The sequence below is a fragment of the Sphingomonas sp. SP4 genome (assembly GCF_058313375.1).
The window spans coordinates 812,389-831,414 of the sequence record NZ_JBZFLE010000002.1 but is presented as its reverse complement, the minus strand read 5'-3'; the positions used below and the strand labels follow the sequence as shown (position 1 = coordinate 831,414).

23 protein-coding genes are annotated in these 19,026 nt (G+C 63.4%); 16 read left to right on the top strand and 7 right to left on the bottom strand.

Going from position 1 to position 19,026, the window contains the following annotated elements; all coding sequences use genetic code 11:
* Positions 1-114: 114 nt before the first annotated feature.
* Genes aceA through aceB form a run of 3 tightly spaced genes read left to right on the top strand, consistent with a single transcriptional unit; the run spans position 115 to position 3,180 of the window.
* Positions 115-1,407 carry an isocitrate lyase gene (gene aceA / locus AC4GYV_RS13530; protein ID WP_491101222.1) on the top strand — a complete coding sequence of 431 codons (1,293 nt, stop codon included), beginning with the start codon at positions 115-117 and terminating at the stop codon, positions 1,405-1,407.
* A gap of 10 nt (positions 1,408-1,417) precedes the next feature.
* On the top strand, positions 1,418-1,615 hold the full coding sequence (locus AC4GYV_RS13525; protein WP_491101221.1) for a DUF4170 domain-containing protein: 198 nt from the start codon (positions 1,418-1,420) through the stop codon (positions 1,613-1,615).
* A gap of 5 nt (positions 1,616-1,620) precedes the next feature.
* Positions 1,621-3,180 carry a malate synthase A gene (aceB, locus tag AC4GYV_RS13520; protein WP_491101220.1) on the top strand — a complete coding sequence of 520 codons (1,560 nt, stop codon included), beginning with the start codon at positions 1,621-1,623 and terminating at the stop codon, positions 3,178-3,180.
* Here the strand turns inward: aceB and AC4GYV_RS13515 are convergent.
* The 5 genes from AC4GYV_RS13515 to AC4GYV_RS13495 form a co-directional block, all read right to left on the bottom strand.
* Complete coding sequence (locus tag AC4GYV_RS13515; RefSeq protein ID WP_491101219.1) at positions 3,177-3,611, bottom strand: GNAT family N-acetyltransferase; 435 nt, start codon at positions 3,609-3,611, stop codon at positions 3,177-3,179. The two genes, aceB and AC4GYV_RS13515, sit on opposite strands and share 4 nt — an antisense overlap.
* Before the next feature lie 70 nt (positions 3,612-3,681).
* On the bottom strand, positions 3,682-4,050 hold the full coding sequence (gene rplT, locus AC4GYV_RS13510) for a 50S ribosomal protein L20 (RefSeq protein ID WP_491101218.1): 369 nt from the start codon (positions 4,048-4,050) through the stop codon (positions 3,682-3,684).
* A gap of 14 nt (positions 4,051-4,064) precedes the next feature.
* The gene (gene rpmI, locus AC4GYV_RS13505) at positions 4,065-4,268 is read right to left on the bottom strand and encodes a 50S ribosomal protein L35 (protein WP_028968696.1); all 204 of its coding nucleotides are present in this window, start codon (positions 4,266-4,268) and stop codon (positions 4,065-4,067) included.
* Between the two features lie 152 nt (positions 4,269-4,420).
* The gene (locus AC4GYV_RS13500; protein WP_491101217.1) at positions 4,421-5,080 is read right to left on the bottom strand and encodes an SDR family oxidoreductase; all 660 of its coding nucleotides are present in this window, start codon (positions 5,078-5,080) and stop codon (positions 4,421-4,423) included.
* A gap of 32 nt (positions 5,081-5,112) precedes the next feature.
* Positions 5,113-6,048 (bottom strand): ribose-phosphate pyrophosphokinase, encoded by a 936-nt coding sequence (locus AC4GYV_RS13495; RefSeq protein WP_491101216.1) that lies wholly within the window; start codon positions 6,046-6,048, stop codon positions 5,113-5,115.
* Positions 6,049-6,141: 93 nt separating this feature from the next.
* Between AC4GYV_RS13495 and AC4GYV_RS13490 the strand changes: the two genes are divergently transcribed.
* The 13 genes from AC4GYV_RS13490 to ssb all read left to right on the top strand — a co-directional run bounded on the left by AC4GYV_RS13490 (position 6,142) and on the right by ssb (position 17,903).
* Positions 6,142-7,803 carry an NAD+ synthase gene (locus tag AC4GYV_RS13490; protein ID WP_491101215.1) on the top strand — a complete coding sequence of 554 codons (1,662 nt, stop codon included), beginning with the start codon at positions 6,142-6,144 and terminating at the stop codon, positions 7,801-7,803.
* A complete protein-coding gene (gene gltX, locus AC4GYV_RS13485) occupies positions 7,800-9,119 on the top strand; it encodes a glutamate--tRNA ligase (RefSeq protein WP_491101214.1) in 1,320 nt (439 codons plus the stop codon). Before AC4GYV_RS13490 ends, gltX begins: the two co-directional genes overlap by 4 nt.
* A gap of 98 nt (positions 9,120-9,217) precedes the next feature.
* On the top strand, positions 9,218-9,883 hold the full coding sequence (locus tag AC4GYV_RS13480; RefSeq protein WP_491101213.1) for an energy transducer TonB: 666 nt from the start codon (positions 9,218-9,220) through the stop codon (positions 9,881-9,883).
* A gap of 45 nt (positions 9,884-9,928) precedes the next feature.
* Complete coding sequence (locus tag AC4GYV_RS13475) at positions 9,929-10,252, top strand: hypothetical protein (RefSeq protein ID WP_491101212.1); 324 nt, start codon at positions 9,929-9,931, stop codon at positions 10,250-10,252.
* 13 nt (positions 10,253-10,265) lie between these two features.
* The gene (gene ribD / locus AC4GYV_RS13470) at positions 10,266-11,222 is read left to right on the top strand and encodes a bifunctional diaminohydroxyphosphoribosylaminopyrimidine deaminase/5-amino-6-(5-phosphoribosylamino)uracil reductase RibD (RefSeq protein ID WP_491101610.1); all 957 of its coding nucleotides are present in this window, start codon (positions 10,266-10,268) and stop codon (positions 11,220-11,222) included.
* 9 nt (positions 11,223-11,231) lie between these two features.
* Entirely contained in the window at positions 11,232-11,840 is a 609-nt protein-coding gene (locus AC4GYV_RS13465; RefSeq protein ID WP_491101211.1) for a riboflavin synthase, read from the top strand.
* A gap of 54 nt (positions 11,841-11,894) precedes the next feature.
* On the top strand, positions 11,895-13,178 hold the full coding sequence (gene ribB, locus AC4GYV_RS13460; protein ID WP_491101210.1) for a 3,4-dihydroxy-2-butanone-4-phosphate synthase: 1,284 nt from the start codon (positions 11,895-11,897) through the stop codon (positions 13,176-13,178).
* A 3-nt stretch (positions 13,179-13,181) separates the two neighbouring features.
* A complete protein-coding gene (gene ribH, locus AC4GYV_RS13455) occupies positions 13,182-13,604 on the top strand; it encodes a 6,7-dimethyl-8-ribityllumazine synthase (protein WP_491101209.1) in 423 nt (140 codons plus the stop codon).
* A 64-nt stretch (positions 13,605-13,668) separates the two neighbouring features.
* On the top strand, positions 13,669-14,562 hold the full coding sequence (locus AC4GYV_RS13450) for a DMT family transporter (RefSeq protein WP_491101208.1): 894 nt from the start codon (positions 13,669-13,671) through the stop codon (positions 14,560-14,562).
* A 5-nt stretch (positions 14,563-14,567) separates the two neighbouring features.
* The gene (locus AC4GYV_RS13445; RefSeq protein ID WP_491101207.1) at positions 14,568-15,221 is read left to right on the top strand and encodes a COQ9 family protein; all 654 of its coding nucleotides are present in this window, start codon (positions 14,568-14,570) and stop codon (positions 15,219-15,221) included.
* Positions 15,222-15,277: 56 nt separating this feature from the next.
* Positions 15,278-15,547, top strand: coding sequence for a FeoA family protein (locus tag AC4GYV_RS13440; RefSeq protein WP_491101206.1), 270 nt, complete (start codon positions 15,278-15,280; stop codon positions 15,545-15,547).
* Positions 15,544-17,391, top strand: a complete 1,848-nt coding sequence (feoB, locus tag AC4GYV_RS13435) for a ferrous iron transporter B (RefSeq protein ID WP_491101205.1) — start codon at positions 15,544-15,546, stop codon at positions 17,389-17,391. Before AC4GYV_RS13440 ends, feoB begins: the two co-directional genes overlap by 4 nt.
* A gap of 26 nt (positions 17,392-17,417) precedes the next feature.
* Positions 17,418-17,903, top strand: coding sequence for a single-stranded DNA-binding protein (ssb, locus tag AC4GYV_RS13430; protein ID WP_491101204.1), 486 nt, complete (start codon positions 17,418-17,420; stop codon positions 17,901-17,903).
* Here ssb and AC4GYV_RS13425 read toward each other — a convergent pair.
* Both AC4GYV_RS13425 and AC4GYV_RS13420 read right to left on the bottom strand, forming a co-directional pair.
* Positions 17,900-18,421 (bottom strand): YceD family protein, encoded by a 522-nt coding sequence (locus AC4GYV_RS13425; RefSeq protein ID WP_491101203.1) that lies wholly within the window; start codon positions 18,419-18,421, stop codon positions 17,900-17,902. The genes ssb and AC4GYV_RS13425 overlap by 4 nt on opposite strands.
* On the bottom strand, positions 18,418-18,933 hold the full coding sequence (locus AC4GYV_RS13420) for a ubiquinol-cytochrome C chaperone family protein (RefSeq protein ID WP_491101202.1): 516 nt from the start codon (positions 18,931-18,933) through the stop codon (positions 18,418-18,420). The genes AC4GYV_RS13425 and AC4GYV_RS13420 overlap by 4 nt, the downstream gene beginning before the upstream one ends.
* Positions 18,934-19,026 lie beyond the last annotated feature (93 nt).

The window sequence follows — 19,026 nt, the reverse complement described above, 5'->3', positions numbered from 1 at the left end:
AAAGAATTTACAAACGGACAAGTCGAAAGCTGACATCTAGTCCCTTTTCGGTGCGACTTTTACCATGCGGAGGGGTTTTCCTGCGCCTCGACACCGACTCACAGGGGAATGAAAATGAGCGACTTCGGCGTGGTAGTGGCGGCTCCTCAGGGCCGGTTCGATGGGATCCAGCGGCCCTACTGCGTCGAGGATGTGCTCCGGCTCCGCGGTTCGCTTCCGATCGAACATACCGTCGCACGTCAGGGTGCGCTCAGGCTGTGGGATCTCCTCAACCAAAGCGAGCCGATTCGAGCGCTGGGCGCGCTGTCCGGCAATCAGGCGATGCAGATGGTCCGCGCCGGGCTTCAGGCGATCTATCTGTCCGGCTGGCAGGTTGCGGCCGACTCGAACGTCAGCGGTTCGATGTATCCGGACCAGTCGCTCTACCCCGCCAATTCCGGTCCGGAGCTTGCGCGCAAGATCAACAAGACGCTGCAGCGCGCCGATCAGATCGAGCATATGGAGGGCGGCGCGAAGCACGACTGGTTCGCGCCGATCCTGGCCGATGCCGAAGCGGGCTTTGGCGGGCCGCTCAACTGCTTCGAGATCATGAAGGCCTATATCGAAGCAGGTGCGGCGGGCGTTCACTTCGAAGACCAGCTCGCCAGCGAAAAGAAATGCGGCCATCTGGGCGGCAAGGTGCTGATCCCGATGCAGGCGGCGATCCGCAACCTCGACGCGGCGCGGCTTGCAGCCGATGTCTGCGGCGTTCCGACGATCCTCGTCGCGCGCACCGACGCGGAGAGCGCCAAGCTCATCACCAGCGATGTCGACGAGCGCGATCGTCCGTTCATCACCGGCGAGCGCACGCCCGAAGGTTTCTTCCGCCTCAAGGACGGCACGGGCTTGGATCATTGCATCGCGCGCGGTCTCGCTTTCGCGCCGCACGCCGACCTTCTGTGGTTCGAAACCAGCCATCCGAACCTCGATGAAGCTCGCACCTTTGCGGAAGGCATTCACGCGCAATTCCCGGGCAAGCTCCTCGCTTATAATTGCTCGCCGAGCTTCAACTGGAAGGCCAAGCTCGGTGACGAAGTCATTGCCAAGTTCCAGCGCGAACTCGGCGAAATGGGCTACAAGTTCCAGTTCGTCACGCTTGCCGGGTTCCACAGCCTCAACCATGCAATGTTCGAGCTGGCATCCGATTATCGCGACCGCGGCATGGCCGCTTATTCGGAACTGCAGGAAGCTGAATTTGCCAGCGAAGCCGCCGGTTACACCGCGACTCGCCACCAGCGCGAGGTAGGCACCGGCTATTTCGACGCGATCGCCACCGCCGTCTCGGGCGGACAGGCGTCCACCGTCGCACTGAAGGAATCCACCGAAGCCGCCCAGTTCCACGGGAACGAAGCGGTTGCGGCCGAGTAGGAGGAAGTTGATGGGACAGCGTTATTGGGTCGTCGGCGGCGATTATTCCGACTGCGCCTTCAAAGACCTCAAGCCGGGCACCGAGATCGTCCACGGCCCCTACAATGACGAGCTGAAAGCGAGGATGGAATGGCAGCGCCTGACCTTCCGCGATCGCTGCGGTGCAACCGAGCGCTATTCGATCTGCATCGAACCGGCCCTACATTGATGGACGTGCTCGATATCTCTTACATCATCGCGGAGCCGTCGCGGGTCCGCGGCGCCAATGAAATCCTGACCCCCAGCGCGCTAGAGTTTCTTTCTGAGCTGCACGAACGGTTCAACGACCGTCGGCTGGAGCTGCTCGAAGCGCGTGAGGAGCGGCAGGACCGCTTCGATGCCGGCGAGCTCCCCGACTTCCGCGAGGATACGCGTGACATTCGCGCGGCGGACTGGACGGTTGGAGACATCCCCCGAGACCTACTCGACCGTCGTGTGGAGATTACGGGGCCGACCAACGCCAAGATGCTGATCAACGCGCTCAACTCCGGCGCCAAGGTGTTCATGGCGGATTTCGAGGACGCCACCTCGCCCGTTTGGGACGAGCTGGTCCAGGGCCAGGCGAACCTGCGCGACTATTGGAACGGGCGTCTCGACTACACCGATCCGGACAGCGGCAAGCATTATGCTGTCGGCGACGATCCAGCGGTGCTGATGGTTCGGCCGCGCGGCTGGCACTTGCCGGAAGACCATGTGACCGTCGGCGGCGATGTGATCTCGGGGTCGCTGTTCGATTTCGGGCTGTACCTTTGGCACAACGCGCGTTCTTCGCTGGCGAAAGGCTCGGGACCTTACTTCTACCTTCCGAAGCTCGAGAGCCGCGAGGAAGCGGCGCTGTGGAGCGACGTCTTCGCATTCGCGGAGAACAAGCTCCGGCTGGAACGCGGTACCATCAAGGCGACTGTTCTGATCGAGACGCTCCCCGCAGCATTCGAGATGGACGAGATTCTCTACGCGCTGCGCGAGAATATTGTCGGCCTCAATTGCGGCCGCTGGGATTACATCTTCTCCACGATCAAGCGCTGCGGCCGCTCGGCCGACCGGCTGACGCCCGACCGCGCCTTGATGACGATGGATAAGGCCTTCCTCGCCGCCTACTCGCTGCGGCTCGTCGCGACCTGTCACCGGCGCGGCGCCTTTGCGATGGGCGGAATGTCGGCCTTCATTCCGGTGAAGGGCGACGAGGAAAAGAACCGCGCGGCCTTGGAAAAGGTCCGCGCGGACAAGCTGCGTGAGGTCGGCAATGGCCACGACGGCACCTGGGTTGCGCACCCGGCACTGGTGCCTGTCGCCATGGAAGCCTTCGAGGCGATGGCACGCCCCAACCAGCTGTCCAAGATGCCAGATCATGTGCCCGGCCGCGATGAGATGCTGGAGCTGCATCAGGGCGTCCGCACCGAAGCCGGCGCCCGCGAGAACATCCGCGTCGGTGTCCAGTATGTCGCCGCCTGGCTCGGCGGAAAAGGCGCGGTGCCGCTCTACAACCTGATGGAAGATGCGGCGACCGCGGAGATCTGCCGCACGCAACTATGGCAATGGCTGAAGTATGAAGCGCCGCTCGACGATGGGCGGAGCCTGACGCTCGACCTGTTCGAACAATGGTTCGACGAGGAAGTCGGCCCGCTCGCCGAAGTGCCGAACATCGCCGAAGCGGCGCGACTGATGCACAACATGATTGTGTCGGACGATCTAGTCGAGTTCCTGACGCTGCCCGCTTACGAGTTGCTGGACTAGAGCGACCGCTCCCAAACGATCAGCGGGCCATCTTCCTCGTCCATGCGTTCGCCTCTGTGAGAGAAGCCGTTCCGCTCCAGCACGTGCTGCGATGCCGGATTCTCGGTCGAAGTTTCGGCGCGAACGAGACTGACGCCGCGTTCCATAAGGATGGGGAGCAGCTTACTGACTGCCTCTGATGCGAATCCTTTTGCCCACCGAGAAGCCGCAACCCCGTAGCCGATCTCGACCTGATCGCCGCTGTCGATCTTGAGGCCGATGATGCCGACCAGTTCGTCATCCACCACCATCAGCCAGTTGGCCGGCAACTGGCGGACGATCTCGATCACTTCAACCGGGGCGAGGTCGGGCGCCAGCGAAAGTGATCGCGTTGCGGCACGCTGCCCCAACAGCCATTCGAAATCTTCGTCAGTGGCGAGTTCGAGCTTCATGTCACCTCGATGGAAAAAAAGGGCGCCGAGATTGCTCCCGACGCCCTTCGTTGTTCGTGCCTGAGAAAGCTTAAGCCGCCTTCTTCTCCAGCGCGCCCTTCGCCTGCGCGATGATGGCGCTGAATGCCTCAGCCTCATGCATCGCGATGTCCGCGAGCACCTTTCGGTCGAGGTTCACGCCGGCGAGCTTCAGCGCGTGCATGAACTGGCCATAGGTCAGTCCTTCAGCGCGAACCGCGGCGTTGATGCGCTGGATCCACAAAGCGCGGAAGCTCCGCTTCTTCACCTTGCGGTCGCGATAGGCGTACTGCCCGGCCTTCTCGACGGCCTGACGGGCGATGCGGATCGTGTTCTTGCGACGGCCGTAATAGCCCTTCGCCTGCTCCAGAATCCGCTTGTGCTTGGCGCGGGTGGTTACACCCCGTTTGACGCGTGCCATGTCTTATCCGCTCCTTACTTGAGGCCGTACGGGGCCCAGGCCTTCACGCGCGCCGTATCGGCATCTGCGAGAATTTCCGTGCCGCGGTTCTGGCGGATATACTTGGCGTTGTGGCTGATCAGCCGGTGGCGCTTGCCCGCCACGCCGTGCTTGATCTTGCCGGTCGCGGTGAGCTTGAAGCGCTTCTTCACGCCGCTCTTGGTCTTCAGTTTGGGCATTTCGTCTCCTTAATGCGCCGCCGAAGGTTTCCCCTGGGACGCGACATTATCCAATCGCCACGGCATGCCTTTGGGCCGGGCCATTGGTTTTCCAACGATCTGGAAAGCGCGCGCCTATAGAGGCGGCATGCGATTCTGGCAAGCGAAGCCGCTTACCAGGGAATGCGGCTCCCGTCGTAAGCGAAGAACTCGCCGGAGTCTTCGGGGCGCAGCTGCTCGATCACGCGGCGCATTCCCGAGACGCTCTCTTGTGGCTCGAGCGGCGCCGAACTGCCGCCCATCCGCGTCTGCACCCAGCCCGGGTGAAGCATTGTCGCGATGACGCCTGAGCGCCCGACATCGAGCGCGAGATTATGCCAGGCCATGTTGAGCGCCGTCTTGGAGCTCCGATAGGCGAGATAGCCGCCGGAGCTGTTGTCGGCGATCGAGCCCATCTTCGTGCTGATGGCGATGAGCTTCCCCTTGGCGCGTTCCACCAGAGGGCGGACCGATTGAGCGAGCAAATAGGGCGCAACCGTGTTGACCTCGAACGTTTCGAGCCAGGCTTGCGCGTCCTCGGCCGTGTTCGCGTCCTTCGGACCGTAGGTGCCGGCGTTCGCAATGAGCAAGTCGAGCGAATCGAGCCGATCGCCGAAGCTCGACACCGCTTCCCAATCGCGCATGTCGAGCTGCTCCACGCGAATGCCGAGGGCATCGAGCTCGGGACTCGATTCACGTGCGGTGGCGATGACGGTCCAACCGTCGGACGAATATTGACGCGCGAACTCGAGGCCTAGGCCGCGGTTCGCGCCGGAGATCAGGACTGTCGGCATGTGCGCTCAACGCAGGGCACGCCCGAAGTTCCCTAATCGAACAGGCTGGAGACCGAACTTTCGTCGGCGATTCGGCGCATCGCCTCGCCGAGCAGTGGCGCCACGGTCAGGCGGCGGATCTTGCTTCCCTTGGGGTCGGGCTCGCCGGTCCAGATTGTGTCGGTGACCACGAGTTCGCTCAGCTCCGACTTCGAAACGCGAGCAGCTGCGCCTCCCGACAGAACGCCGTGGGTGCAGTAAGCGAACACCTCAACCGCGCCCTGCTGTTTGAGGGCTGCCGCGGCATTGCAGAGGGTGCCGGCCGAATCGACGATGTCGTCGACCAGAATGCAGGTCCGACCCTCAACGTCGCCGATAATGTTCATCACTTCGGATTCGCCCGCTTTCTCGCGGCGCTTGTCGACGATGGCCAGCGGCGCGTTGTTAAGCCGCTTCGCGAGCCCGCGTGCACGGACCACGCCGCCGACGTCAGGCGAAACAACGAGGAGGTCCCGATTGCCGAAGCGCGCGCGGATATCGGTTGCGATCACCGGCGAGGCAAAAAGATTGTCCGTCGGAATATCGAAAAAGCCCTGGATTTGCCCCGCGTGCAGATCGATCGACAGGACGCGGTTGGCACCGGCGGTCGTGATCAGGTTCGCCACCAGCTTGGCGGAAATGGGGGTGCGCGGACCGGGCTTCCGATCCTGCCGGGCATAGCCGAAATAAGGCACGACCGCCGTGATCCGCTTGGCCGACGCGCGGCGCAGCGCGTCGACGCAGATCAGCAGCTCCATCAAATTGTCATTGGCCGGGTAGCTGGTCGACTGGAGCACGAAGACGTCCTCACCGCGGACGTTCTCGTTGATCTCCACGAACACTTCTTCGTCGGCGAAGCGGCGCACGCTGGCATCGGTCAGCGGCACTTCTAGATAGTCGGAAATGGACCGGGCCAGCGGTGCGTTGCTGTTCCCTGCGAGCAATTTCATTCGTCAGTTCCCCGAGCGGCGTGGAACGGCTTTAGCGGGCGGTTACGTTTCCGGAAAGGTTGCCGAAGCAGGCGGGGTCGCTAAATCGCCCTCATGACCGACCGGCTCCGTATTGCGTTCGCCCAGATGAACCAGCGCGTCGGCGACCTCGAAGGCAATGCCGCGGCGATGCTGGAGATGCGCCGGCGGGCCAAGGACGCAGACTTGCTGCTCTGCCCGGAGCTGCAGGTGACGGGCTATCCTCCCGAAGATCTGGTGCTGAAGCCCGAATTCGTCCGGCGCACGATGGAATGCACTGAGAAGCTGGTCGAAGCGACGATCGAGCCGGGTCCGGCGATGCTGATCGGTACGATCATCGACGAGGGCGGCCTGAATTATAATGCATTCATCCTTGCCGACGGGGGCCGGGTGATCGGGCGGACGCTGAAACGTGAGCTGCCCAACTACGGTACCTTCGACGAGAAGCGCGTCTTTGCTGCCGGTCCTTTGCCGGAGCCGATCGAATTCCGGGGCGTGAAGCTTGGCGTCCCGATCTGCGAGGACATCTGGCAGGAAATCGTTTGCGCTCATCTGGCCGAAGCCGGCGCCGAAATGCTGCTGGTCCCGAACGGCAGCCCCTACGAACTCGACAAGGACGACATCCGGTTCCGGCTGGCCCGCAACCGCGCGCTGCAAACCGGCTTGCCCATTGCTTACGTCAATCGCGTCGGGGGCCAGGACGAACTCGTCTTCGATGGCTCCTCTTTCGTAGTTCACCCTGACGGCGAGCGAGTCGTTCAACTGTGCGACTGGGAAGAAGCGCTGCTGATCACCGACTGGGAACGCACGGGCGAGGGTTGGCGCTGCACGACGCGCGAGACCCACGATCTCGATGCGTTCCCGAAGGATGTCTATCTCGCGATGATGGTCGGTCTGCGCGATTATGTTCAGCGCAATGGCTTTCCCGGCGTGATCCTGGGGCTTTCCGGCGGCATCGACAGCGCGCTGTCGGCCGCCGTCGCGGTGGACGCGCTGGGCGCGGACAAGGTCTGGGGCGTGATGCTCCCATCCAAATATACGAGCGACGAAAGCCTGGACGATGCGCGGGAGTGCGCACGAATGCTGGGCTGCCGCCATGACGTCATCTCCATCGCGCCGGCCGTCAGTGCCGTCGACGAAATGCTGCCCGATCTCAACGGCTTGGCCGCCGAGAATGTCCAGGCCCGCCTGCGAATGGTGACGTTGATGGCGTTGTCCAATGCCGAAGGGCAGATGCTCCTCACCACCGGAAACAAGAGCGAGATGTCGGTTGGATACGCCACGCTCTACGGCGATATGGCTGGCGGCTATTCCGTCCTGAAGGACGCCTACAAGACGACCGTTTTTGCGCTCTCGCGTTGGCGCAACCGCAACAAGCCCGAAGGGGCGCTTGGGCCGGATGGACCGGTAATGCCCGAAAATGTGATCACCAAGCCGCCGACCGCCGAGCTGCGCCCGGGTCAGAAGGACGAGGACAGCCTCCCGCCTTATTCCGTGCTCGATCGCATCCTCGAAGGTCTGGTCGACAAGGAGCAGTCCGTGCAGGAGGTCGCCAATGCGACCGGAGAGGATGCGGCGCTAGCGGGCGACATCGAGTCCAAGCTCCTGAAGGCGGAATATAAGCGCCGCCAGGCGCCGCCGGGCGTGAAGATCGGCAATCGCAATTTCGGCCGCGACCGCCGCTATCCGATCAGCAACTTCTTCCACACCGGCCCGAAGACGAAGCTGCCGCGATGAGCGTCGTTACCCGCTTCGCCCCCTCGCCGACGGGTCGGCTTCATGTCGGCAATATTCGGACGGCGCTGCACAATTATCTCTTCGCGAGGAAGAACGGCGGGAAGTTCATCCTCCGTATCGACGACACCGACCGGGAACGCTCGACCGCCGAGTTCGACCAGGCGATCCGCGACGACCTCGAATGGATGGGCCTGATCCCGGACGAGACCGTCCGTCAGTCCGAGCGGTTCGATCTCTATGAGCGGGAATTCGAGAAGCTGAAGGCCGCCGGCCGGGTCTACGCCTGCTACGAGACGCCCGAAGAGCTGGACCTCCGCCGCAAGGTGCTGCTCGGCCGAGGGCTCCCACCGGTTTACGAACGCAAGCCCGCGGACGGGCCGGTGCCCGAAGGTCGCGCGCCGCACTGGCGGTTCAAGCTCGATCACGATGCGCCGATCAGCTGGAGCGACCTGATCCGCGGCGAGCAGACGTTCGATCCGAAGCTGCTGAGCGATCCCGTCGTTCGGCGCGAGGACGGCAGCTGGCTCTATCTCCTGCCGAGCGTCATCGACGACGTCGACCTCGGCGTCACACACATCGTTCGCGGTGAGGATCACGTCTCCAACAGCGCCGCGCAGATTCAGATGTTCGAGGCGCTCGGAGCCAAGCCGGCGGAGTTCGCGCACGAGGCCCTGCTCGTCGCTGCCGAAGGCAAGCTCTCGAAGCGTCTCGGTTCTTATGGCGCCGAGCATCTCCGTGCGGAGGGCGTTGAGCCCATGGCCATGCTGTCCGTCCTGGCGCGCATCGGCACCTCACAGCCAGTCGAACCGGTGGCGAATCTGGGCGAGCTGGCGGAAGGCTTCGACTTCGGGACGTTCGGTCGGGCCCCCGCGCATTTCGACCCACACGACGTCGAGCTGGTCAACGCGCGCCTTCTTCACAAGCTGGATTATGCAGCCGTTGCGGAAAGCCTGCCGGCCGATGCGAGCGAAGAGGATTGGCAGCTCCTTCGTCCGAACCTCGAACGCTTGAGCGATTTCCCCGCTTGGTTCGCCGTGCTTCGCGGAGACATTGATCCGCCCGAACTCAGCCACGATGAACGCTTGCTCGTGAAAGACGCGGCCTCGATTGCCGAGCGACTCGAGTGGAATGCAGAAACCTGGAAATCGTTGACCGGCGAGCTCAAGGAGTCCTCCGGCAAGAAGGGCCGTGAGCTATTCCATCCGCTTCGGCTGGCGCTGACCGGCCGCGAAAGCGGTCCCGAGATGGCCGGGCTTCTCGCGCGAATGGGTCAGGAGCGGGCTGTCCGCCGCCTCGAAGCAGCCGCCAAGCGCTAACAACAAATCTTTTACTTCCTCGGCAACAAAGTGGCTTTAACGTCGTTACGTTATGTTGTAACATGCGTTCCAGAGCCACTTGGGAGAGGAGGTTCGAGATGCTTGAGTACGCGCCCAACCGCGGCAAGATCGCGCAGCGCAAATCCAGCCCCAACGCCATGTTGTTTGTCGCCTGCGGGCACATTGTCGCGATCGCTGTGGTGATGAGCGCGAAGATGGATCTGCCGCAGATGATTAAAGATCCTCCCTTCGTGGTCGATTCTATACAGACCCCACCTCCTCCCGATCCGATCGTCACAGCGCCCAAGCCGCAACCACGACCGACCCAGATCACCACGATCGAAAAAACAGTGGTGCCAACGATCAAGCCGACCGATGATCAGCCGATAGTCGACAAGCTGGCTTCAATCGATCCAGGCCCACCGGTCATGATTGGAGGCGCCGGTACGTCGCGCGTCGACTTCACAAAAATCCTCCCTCTTAGCACCCCGGCTCAGCTCATCACTCCGAGCCGCGACCTGAAACCTCCGTATCCGGACTCGAAGCTGCTCAATGAGGAAGAGGCCGCGCTTCAACTGCGTCTCACCATTGACGATCAGGGCCGCGTCGTTGCCGTCAACCCGGTCGGCCCGGCAGACCCGGTCTTTCTCAGCGCCGCGCGCAAGCACCTCCTCGCGCACTGGCGCTACAAGCCGGAGGTCAGGGACGGCCGCGCGGTGGCGAGCTCGATCGTCATCACGCTGCGCTTCCAGCTCGACGGCTGAAGAGCAGGGCTGGCGATTGCCCCCCGCCAGCCCTATCTTTCGGGCATGTCCTGGTTCCCCAGTCCCTCCAGCCCGCGCGCGGCCTTCCGCGACCTCGGCGCATTCATGCGCCAGCGCAGCCGTGAGCAGGTGATAGGCGGCGCGCTCGCCCTTCTCGTCACCGCGATCATCGTCTTCGAATTCGTGATCGACGCGAAGATGGGCACTTCGCCCGGTCCTCAGGTCGTCTACGCCGACATCTATTCGGCGAACCGGACGGACGCGGAGATCATCGCCGATCAGAAGAAGGATCAGGCTAAGAAGCTCGCTGCCGAGAAGGAAAAGCAGCGCCAGTATCAGAAGCTAGAAAAGCAGCTCGGGATTGAGTGACGACCGCAAGTGGATGGGGGAGGCGCTTGCGCTCGCGAACGATGCGAGAGGCCAGAGCGCGCCCAATCCGAATGTCGGCTGCGTCATTGTTTCGCCATCCGGCAGGATTGTAGGTCGCGGCGCGACGGCGCATGGTGGGCGGCCGCACGCTGAGGCGATCGCGCTGGAGCAGGCAGGCAAGAAGGCCAAAGGCTCGACCGTCTGTGTGACGTTGGAGCCCTGCGCACACGATAGTCCTCGCGGACCGGCGTGCACCGAGCTCCTGCTGAAGGCGAAGCCCGAGCGAGTCGTGATCGCCCTTAAGGATCCGGACCCGCGTACGTCCGGCAAGGGTATCAAGCGGCTGCGCAACGCAGGTATCGAAGTTAGGCTAGGCGTCGAGCGCAAGGCTGCTGCCCGTTCCCTCGCTGGATGGCTGACCCGGCTTGAGCTCGGGCGGCCCAGGATCACGCTCAAGCTCGCACTTTCGATCGACGGCAAGATCGCTTTGCCATCCGGCGAGAGCAAATGGATCACGGGCGAAGATGCCCGGGGCAACGTCCATCGCGAGCGGGCGCACAGCGATATGATCTTGGTTGGGCGTGGCACCTATCTCGCCGACCAGCCCCAGCTCGACGTGCGTCTTCCGGGACTCGAAGAGCGATCGCCCCGACGGGCGCTTCTTACCCGCGGTGAAGCGGTCGACGGCTGGGAAATCCTTAGAAATCCGCGGGATGTGTATCGACTTCATGACGTCAACGACCTTCTCGTCGAAGGCGGCTCGGCGACCGCGACGGCCTTTCTCTCCGAAGACCTCGTGGACCGAATCCTGATCTATCGGGCTCCGATCATCGTCGGCGAGGGCAAGTCGTCGTTCGGCTACGTCGGCCTCGATGCGATCGCGGATGCACACGGGCGCTGGGAGCTGACCGACGAAAGCCGCCTCGGCGTCGACCGGCTCGAAGTTTACGAGCGGGTGCGGGAGGGCTAGGCGAGCGCCATGTTCACCGGGATCGTCACCGACGTCGGTACCGTCCGCAGCGCCGAGCAGCGCGGCGACCTCCGGCTGCAAATCCAGACCGGCTACGATCTCGATACCGTCGATCTAGGCGCGTCGATCGCTTGTTCGGGCGTGTGCCTGACGGTCGTCGACAAAGGCGAAGACTGGTTCGCGGTCGACGTATCGGGCGAGACACTCTCGCGGACGGCAAAGGACATGTGGCGGGAAGACGCGAAGCTCAACCTCGAGCGCTCATTGCGCTTGGGTGACGAGCTCGGCGGCCATATTGTCACTGGCCACGTCGATGCGGTGGCGGAAGTCGTAGGCATCTGTCTCGACGGCGATTCGAAGCGCATTGGGATCAGCGTCCCCCGTGCGCTCGGCCCGATGATCGCGGCCAAAGGCTCGATCTCGCTCGACGGCGTGTCCCTGACCGTCAACGAAGTGCGCGATGCCGAGGATGGATCGACTCATTTCGCGGTCAACATCATTCCGCACACCGCTCAGAACACGACGCTGGGAGAATTCGCTGCCGGGCGACAGCTCAATGTCGAAGTGGACGTCCTCGCCCGCTACATCGATCGGATGCTCGCCGCTCGCGCACAATAGGAACACATCTGTTCCTTCTTACGATCACATCACAATGTGATATATGGCCGACTCATGAGCACGACCCTCATCGAACGGCTCGAAGCCATCATCGCCACCGGAGAAGTCAGCCGCGCCGGGCTTGCCCGTGCCGCCGGACTCCATCCCAACAGTCTGCGGAAGATCGGCCAGGCCGACTGGAATCCAACCGCCGATACGCTGACCCGGCTCGAAAAGCTGATCCAGCGCGGCAATACCGAAGTGCTGGTGGGCACCGAAGCGATCATCAACGAGGCTCGCAACGGCCGCATGTTCATCTTGGTGGACGATGAGAGCCGCGAGAACGAGGGCGACCTCGTCATTCCGGCGCAGATGGCGACGCCCGACGCGGTGAACTTCATGGCGCGTCACGGGCGGGGTCTCATCTGCCTGGCGCTCACCAAGGAACGCGCGGATCACCTCGGTCTCGAACCGATGACCCGCACCAACCGCAGCCGCAACGAGACGGCCTTCACCGTCTCGATCGAGGCCAAGGAAGGCATTTCGACGGGCATCAGCGCGGCCGATCGGGCGCGCACCATCGCGGTGGCGATCGAATCGGCGAACGGTCCCGAAGCAATCGTCTCGCCGGGCCATGTCTTCCCGCTCATCGCCAAGCCCGGCGGTGTGTTGATCCGTGCGGGTCACACCGAAGCGGCTGTGGACGTGTCTCGTCTCGCCGGCCTCAATCCCAGCGGGGTGATCTGCGAGATCATGCGCGAGGATGGGACGATGGCCCGCCTCGAAGACCTGATGGACTTCGCGCGTACGCATGGACTCAAGATCGGCACGATCCGCGACCTCATCGCCTATCGTCTCAAGAAAGATCATCTGGTCGAGAAGGTCGCGACTGCTCCGTTCAAGGCGAGCAGCGGCAAGGAATGGCAGGCCCAGGTTTTCCGCGACAAAGCGAGCGGGGAAGAGCAGCTCGCGCTGGTGCACGGCGCGCTCAACACCGAGGAGCCGGTGCTGGTGCGCATGCACAGCCTCGACCTTTTTGCTGATATCCTCGAGGAAAAGGGACCGCGTTCGGGACAGCTCCAGGATGCGATGCGGATCATCGAAGCGGAGGGCTCAGGTGTTGTTGTCGCGCTACATGCCGCCGCGCCCGGATCGTTGTCGCGCTCGATCGACATCCGCGCGGGCAAGCCGGTCGAGACCGGCGACGCGGTGCGGGGCTACGGTACCGGCGCGCAGATCCTCGCGGCTCTCGGTATCCACGACATGATCCTGCTGACGAATACGCATCACTCGCCCGTGGCGCTCGCAGGCTACGGCCTCGCCATCGTCGAAGAGCGCGCAATCACGGCGGAGGCCTGACGAATGGCCACCATCCTTCTGGCTGAAGCGCGCTTCTATCCGCACCTCAACGACATGCTGCTCGAAGGTGCCCGCAGTGCCATCGAAGCAGCCGGCCATAAGCATGAGACGCTGACCGTTCCGGGTGCGCTGGAGTTACCCGGAGCCATCGCGCTGGCGGCCCGTAGTGGACGCTTCTGCGCCTTCGTGGCTTTGGGCGTCGTGATCCGAGGCGAGACCTATCACTTCGAAGTCGTTTCCGAAGAAAGCGCGCGCGGCCTGATGCAGCTGACGATGCAGGGCTATGCGATTGGAAATGGCATTCTCACCGTCGAGAACGAGAATCAGGCGATCGCCCGGGCCGATCCGCGCCGCGGGAACAAGGGCGGCGGCGCGGCCGAAGCGGCGCTGGCGTTGTACCAGCTACGCGAGAAATACGCACCCTGAGTTGCCTACGCGCTTCGCTCCCACCAATGACGCGTCGAATCGTCATTGGTAGCGAAGCATCCAGTTGAGTTCCTCCTCACCGCATCGTCTGGCTTTCCCTGCCCTCCTGCTCGGCAATGTCGCGCTGGCGTTCGGGCCGTGGATGGTGCGCCTTGCCGATGTGGGTCCGGTAGCAGCTGGCTTGTGGCGGCTCGTTCTTGCCCTGCCCTTTCTGTGGCTGGTCGCGAAAGCCACGAAGCAGGAGCCGCATTGGCCTAACCGGGCACTCGTTATCACGGTCGTGATTGCGGCGATTTTCTACTCGCTCGATCTCGCGACCTGGAATGCGGGGATCCGCATGACCAAGCTCGGCAATGCAACCCTGTTCGGTAATTCGGGCAGCTTTGTCTTCGTCGTCTACGGGCTATTCCTTGCGCATCGCCTGCCCTCGGGACGGCAGGCCTTCGCGCTTCTCCTGGCACTCGGCGGCGCGGCACTGCTCATGAGCTCGAGCTACGAGCTCAGCCCCAAGAATTTCACGGGTGACCTGCTGACCCTCCTCGCCGGCCTTCTCTACGGCGGCTATCTGATCTTCGTTGAGCGCGCCCGCACCGAGCTGCAGCCCATGCCGTTGCTGATCCTCGCAACGGCCTTTTCGGTACCTGTCCTGCTCTTCGCCAGCATCGGCCTCAACGAGCGCATCTGGCCGCACGACTGGACTCCGCTGATCATCTTCGCTTTGTCGAGCCAGGTCGTCGGTCAAGGGCTGCTCGTCTATTCGATCGGCACGCTGCCGCCGCTGGTGGTCGGCTTGGCACTCCTGACGCAGCCGGTCATTTCCGCGATGATCGGCTGGCTGGTCTATCGCGAGGGACTGTCGCTGGCCGACGGGATTGGCGCCTTGGCGATCGGAGCGGCGCTGGTGCTCGTGCGTTTGCCGGAGCGGGGCTTGCGCAAGACGGAGGAGCAGCCCAGTTGAGCGCGATGGACAACCCAAGTCCTCTCGAAAAAATCCGCCGCCAGCTGGCGCTCGCGATCGGCGAGAACGCCGTGTTCGACGGTTGGACGCGGGCAGCGGTCGATTCCGCCGCCCAGCAGCTCGGCGTGGATCCGGTCCAGGCGCGTCTCGCCGTTCCCAAGACCCAGGCTGGGATGATCGACCTCTACATCCAGGAAGTGGATCGGGCGCTCGAAGCCTATTTCACGCCTGAGCGGCTCGCGAACATGAAGATCCGCGAGAAGATCCGCTCGCTCGTGTGGAAGCGGCTCGAGATCCAGGGGCCCGCCCGCGAAGCGGTGCGGCGAGCGCTAGCGATCCTCGCCATGCCGCAGAACCTGCCTCAGGCGATGCGCACCTCATGGCGCACGGCGGACCTGATGTGGCGGATCGCCGGCGATACCAGCACCGATTTCAACCATTATACGAAGCGGATGACGCTGGGCGGGGTTTACGGCTCGACCTTGCTGGTCTGGCTCGATGACCAGAGCGAAGGGTGGATGGAGACCGCGGCTTTCCTCAATCGACGCATCGATGATGTGATGAAGATCGAGAAGGTGAAAGCCGACTGGCGCAATTCGTCCGGGCAGCATTTGAGTCTGTCGCGTTTCCTTGGAAGGCTCCGTTACCCGCCGCGTTGAGCTTTAATCTTCAACTGCTTCCATCCCGCGTTCGTTAATGATAATCACTCGCAAGAATGAACGCGCCCTTTCAGCCAGACACGGTTTCGCTCGATCAGTTGAAGGTCGGGACCAAGGCGCGCGTCGCCTCGATTGCCTGGGATTCGCTCGACGAAGGCGAAGGCTGCCGCCTTCAGCATTTCGGCTTCGATGAAGGCGTGACTGTCGAGCCGCTGCACCTTGGCCCGTTTGGCCGAGACCCGATTGCGATCCGCGTAGGTCGCATGACCGTTGCGATTCGGCGCAAGCATGCCGGGGCGATCCGCGTAGTCCCGCTCGACAGGTGAATCCGCTCCCACTCGTTGCCGTCGCCGGTAGCCCCAATGCCGGCAAGAGCGCGCTGTTCAACGCGCTCACTGGCGCGCGCCAGAAGGTCGGCAATTATCCGGGCGTCACTGTCGAACGCCACTCCGGACGATTGATGCTCGCTGACGGTCGGCCCGTCGAGCTGGTCGACCTGCCGGGCGCCTACAGTCTCGATCCGGCGAGCCCCGACGAGGCGGTCACCCGCGACGTGCTCCTCGGCCAGCAGAAAGGCGAGCGGCAGCCGGACGCCTTGGTTATCGTCCTAGATGCTTCGAACCTCGACAATCATCTGAGGTTCGCGCTCCAGCTCATTGAGCTGGGCCTTCCGACCGTCATCGCACTCAACATGGTCGATCTCGCCAAGCGCGACGGCCTCGAGCTCGACTCGAAGCGATTGTCCGTCGAGCTCGGCGTGCCGGTGGTTGAAACCGTGGCCGTCCGCCGCCGCGGGATCGCCGAGCTCCAGACGGCCGTCGACGACATGCTCTCCGCGCCGTTCTGCGGCGTGCACAAGCCAGTGAAGAGCGATCTCATCCACCTGCAGCGCCGTGCCCGCGAGATCGCCACGGCAGCGGTGGTCAGCGAAACGCCGGTTCGCCGCTGGACGCACCGGCTCGATGCCGTCCTGCTTCACCCGGTTCTGGGTCCGCTGATCCTCGCCGCGATCATGTTCGTCATGTTCCAGGCCGTGTTCGCGTGGAGCCAGACTCCCGTTTCGTGGATCGAGGACGGGGTAGCCTGGCTCTCGCAACTCGCAACAAATGCGCTCCCGCAAGGCATGCTGCGATCATTGGTCGTTGACGGTGCGATCGCCGGCGTCGGTGCCGTCATCACCTTCCTGCCGCAGATCCTGATCCTGTTCCTCTTCATCCTGCTGCTCGAAGGTACCGGTTATATGGTCCGAGCGGCCTTCCTCATGGACCGGCTGATGCATGGCGTCGGCCTCTCCGGCCGTGCTTTCATCCCGCTGCTGTCGAGCTTCGCCTGTGCGGTTCCCGGCATCATGGCCACGCGCACGATCGACGATCCCAAGGACCGCCTGACCACGATCCTCGTCGCGCCGCTGATGACCTGCTCGGCGCGGCTGCCGGTCTACACATTGATCATCGCAGCCTTCATTCCGAACACGCGGGTCGCCTGGGGGGTGGGGCTGCAGGGCCTTGTAATGTTTGGCCTCTACATCTGCGGAATCGCGGGCGCTCTCGCCGCCGCCTTCGTGCTTCGACGCGGCGTGCTGAAGGGTAATAGCGGCGGCTTCATGATGGAGCTGCCCAAGTACCAGTGGCCGTCGCTCAAGGACGTTGCGATTGGCCTGCTCACCCGCGCCCAAATCTTCCTGAAGCGTGCCGGCACTATCATCCTCGGCACGACCATAGTGCTGTGGGCACTGGCGAGCATCCCGCAGGCCGACCCGGGTCAGAAGCAGAGCGAAGTATCTATAGCTGGTCACATTGCGAACGGCATCGAGACCGTCGTTAAACCGATCGGCTTCAATCATGAGATCAGCCTCGCACTGCTCCCCGCTATGGCGGCGCGAGAAGTCGCGGTGAGCGCGATCGCTACCGTATACTCCCTCGACTCGGCGGACGATCAGGCTGGCGCAATGAAGCTCGAGAATCGCCTCGGCCACAGCTGGCCGCTGCCGACTGCCCTCGCCTTCCTCGCATGGTTCGTTTTCGCACCGCAGTGCATCTCGACCATCGCCGTCACCCGTCGCGAGACGAACGGCTGGAAGTGGCCGCTCTTCATGATCGGTTACTTATTCGCGCTCGCCTACATTGCGGCGGGCGTCACCTACTGGACGGCGGTCGCACTGGGTCTATAGCTGCTCCTCAAGAAGAGGAGAGTGACATGGCGGGCGTGAACAAGGTGATCCTGGTCGGCAATCTGGGTGCGGATCCGGAGGCCCGTTCGCTCAATAACGGCGGCGAAGTGGTGAACATCCGAATCGCCACGTCGGAGACCTGGAAGGACCGCGACGGCAACCGCCAGGAGCGGACCGAATGGCACAGCGTCGTCATCTTCAACGAGAATCTCGGCCGCGTCGCGAAGAACTATCTGCGCAAGGGTTCGAAGGTTTACGTCGAAGGCCAGATCCAGACCCGCAAGTGGCAGGACCAGTCGGGTAACGACCGCTACACGACCGAGATCGTGTTGCAGCGTTTCCGCGGCGAGCTTGTGCTTCTCGACAGCCGCGAAGGCGCCGGCGGTGGCCGTGGTGCCTTTGGCGACGATTTCGGCGCCGATGACTTTGGCGGCAGTGCGCCGTCCCGTCCGCAGTCCCGCCCGCAGCCGGCGGCGTTCGACACCGACCTCGACGACGACGTCCCCTTCTAAGCGTCGTCGTTTTTCTTCAGTTTCGCGAGCGCGGCAAACGGACTTGCCTCCGCTTCGGTCAGCACGCCCGCTTCCTTGAGTGCGGCGTCCGCACCAGCGCTGCGGGGATAAGGATTGAGGCTGAGCGCCAGCGTATCGGCAATTGCCGTGCCGAGATCGATCACTGCGCCATCGTGAAAGACCACGTCGCAGTCCGACTCGCCGAGCTCGATTTCCTCGTCCGGACTCGCTGACGCAGGTTCGGGCGTGAACAGAATCTCGAAGGCCTCGTCCACATGCGCGGGCACTGGATCGCTCGTCACCACGCAACTCTGGTCGAGTGCGGCGCCGATGCGGCCTTTCGCGCGCACGATGTCCCCGGTCTTCGAGAGCGTGACGTGCGCCTCCAGGCGCTCCAGCGCCTGCAGCCCCAGGCGTTTGGCGGTCGCCTCGCGCTCCGCGTCGTCGGCGACGAGATCGAGCCGCTCGCCGTCCCTGATCTGATCGAGGCGGAGCTGATGCGCGAATCGGTCGGTCATCCGATCTTCCCTTCAACCAATGCGTCGAGATCCGTGCGCTCGAGGCGGCTCCAGTAACGGCGCAGCGATTCCGACGAATGCAAAAGCGCGTCCGGCGAGACTTCGCCTTTGTAGAGGCTTTCGTGCGCCGGTTCGTTCCAGTCACTCTTATTTACGGTCGCGCGCCAAAGATCGACTCGCCGCGAGAGCGAACCGACCAGCTTGCGCACGGTCCGCCCTAGCTTCGGGTCGCCAAGCCCCATCTCGCGATGCTCCGTCTCCATCACCTCGATGAACCGCTCCGTCAGCGCCACCGAGGCAGCATTGCCTTCGTCGCCGACCTGCTCGAGCCGAACAAGGGCAAGCGCCGTCAGCGTCGCCAGCACTGCGAACCGGCCGTCGACAGTGTCCGGCACCGTGCCCTCCACATACCAATGCGGCTGGCGCATCTGGGCATTGATCGCGCCGAACAAAGCGGCGCCGCGGTCGGGCTCGGCCGTTAATCCGCGGAACAGGAACCGGAACATAGACATATCTCAAACTTGCGCGGCAGCTTATGGGCGGCATATGAGACCCGCGCTCGAAGAGGCAAGCCTGTCCAAGCCGAGCACCCCTGGGAAGGTTCG

Coding starts and splice junctions, on each gene's coding strand:
- ssb (WP_491101204.1), top strand. CDS start 17,418: ATGGCGGGCGTGAACAAGGTGATCCTGGTCGGCAATCTGGGTGCGGAT.
- AC4GYV_RS13425 (WP_491101203.1), bottom strand. CDS start 18,421: ATGACCGACCGATTCGCGCATCAGCTCCGCCTCGATCAGATCAGGGAC.
- gltX (WP_491101214.1), top strand. CDS start 7,800: ATGAGCGTCGTTACCCGCTTCGCCCCCTCGCCGACGGGTCGGCTTCAT.
- AC4GYV_RS13475 (WP_491101212.1), top strand. CDS start 9,929: ATGTCCTGGTTCCCCAGTCCCTCCAGCCCGCGCGCGGCCTTCCGCGAC.
- AC4GYV_RS13500 (WP_491101217.1), bottom strand. CDS start 5,080: ATGCCGACAGTCCTGATCTCCGGCGCGAACCGCGGCCTAGGCCTCGAG.
- AC4GYV_RS13525 (WP_491101221.1), top strand. CDS start 1,418: ATGGGACAGCGTTATTGGGTCGTCGGCGGCGATTATTCCGACTGCGCC.
- aceA (WP_491101222.1), top strand. CDS start 115: ATGAGCGACTTCGGCGTGGTAGTGGCGGCTCCTCAGGGCCGGTTCGAT.
- AC4GYV_RS13440 (WP_491101206.1), top strand. CDS start 15,278: ATGAACGCGCCCTTTCAGCCAGACACGGTTTCGCTCGATCAGTTGAAG.
- rplT (WP_491101218.1), bottom strand. CDS start 4,050: ATGGCACGCGTCAAACGGGGTGTAACCACCCGCGCCAAGCACAAGCGG.
- AC4GYV_RS13495 (WP_491101216.1), bottom strand. CDS start 6,048: ATGAAATTGCTCGCAGGGAACAGCAACGCACCGCTGGCCCGGTCCATT.
- ribB (WP_491101210.1), top strand. CDS start 11,895: ATGAGCACGACCCTCATCGAACGGCTCGAAGCCATCATCGCCACCGGA.
- rpmI (WP_028968696.1), bottom strand. CDS start 4,268: ATGCCCAAACTGAAGACCAAGAGCGGCGTGAAGAAGCGCTTCAAGCTC.
- AC4GYV_RS13445 (WP_491101207.1), top strand. CDS start 14,568: ATGGACAACCCAAGTCCTCTCGAAAAAATCCGCCGCCAGCTGGCGCTC.
- AC4GYV_RS13480 (WP_491101213.1), top strand. CDS start 9,218: ATGCTTGAGTACGCGCCCAACCGCGGCAAGATCGCGCAGCGCAAATCC.
- ribD (WP_491101610.1), top strand. CDS start 10,266: ATGGGGGAGGCGCTTGCGCTCGCGAACGATGCGAGAGGCCAGAGCGCG.
- AC4GYV_RS13515 (WP_491101219.1), bottom strand. CDS start 3,611: ATGAAGCTCGAACTCGCCACTGACGAAGATTTCGAATGGCTGTTGGGG.
- AC4GYV_RS13465 (WP_491101211.1), top strand. CDS start 11,232: ATGTTCACCGGGATCGTCACCGACGTCGGTACCGTCCGCAGCGCCGAG.
- AC4GYV_RS13490 (WP_491101215.1), top strand. CDS start 6,142: ATGACCGACCGGCTCCGTATTGCGTTCGCCCAGATGAACCAGCGCGTC.
- ribH (WP_491101209.1), top strand. CDS start 13,182: ATGGCCACCATCCTTCTGGCTGAAGCGCGCTTCTATCCGCACCTCAAC.
- AC4GYV_RS13420 (WP_491101202.1), bottom strand. CDS start 18,933: ATGTCTATGTTCCGGTTCCTGTTCCGCGGATTAACGGCCGAGCCCGAC.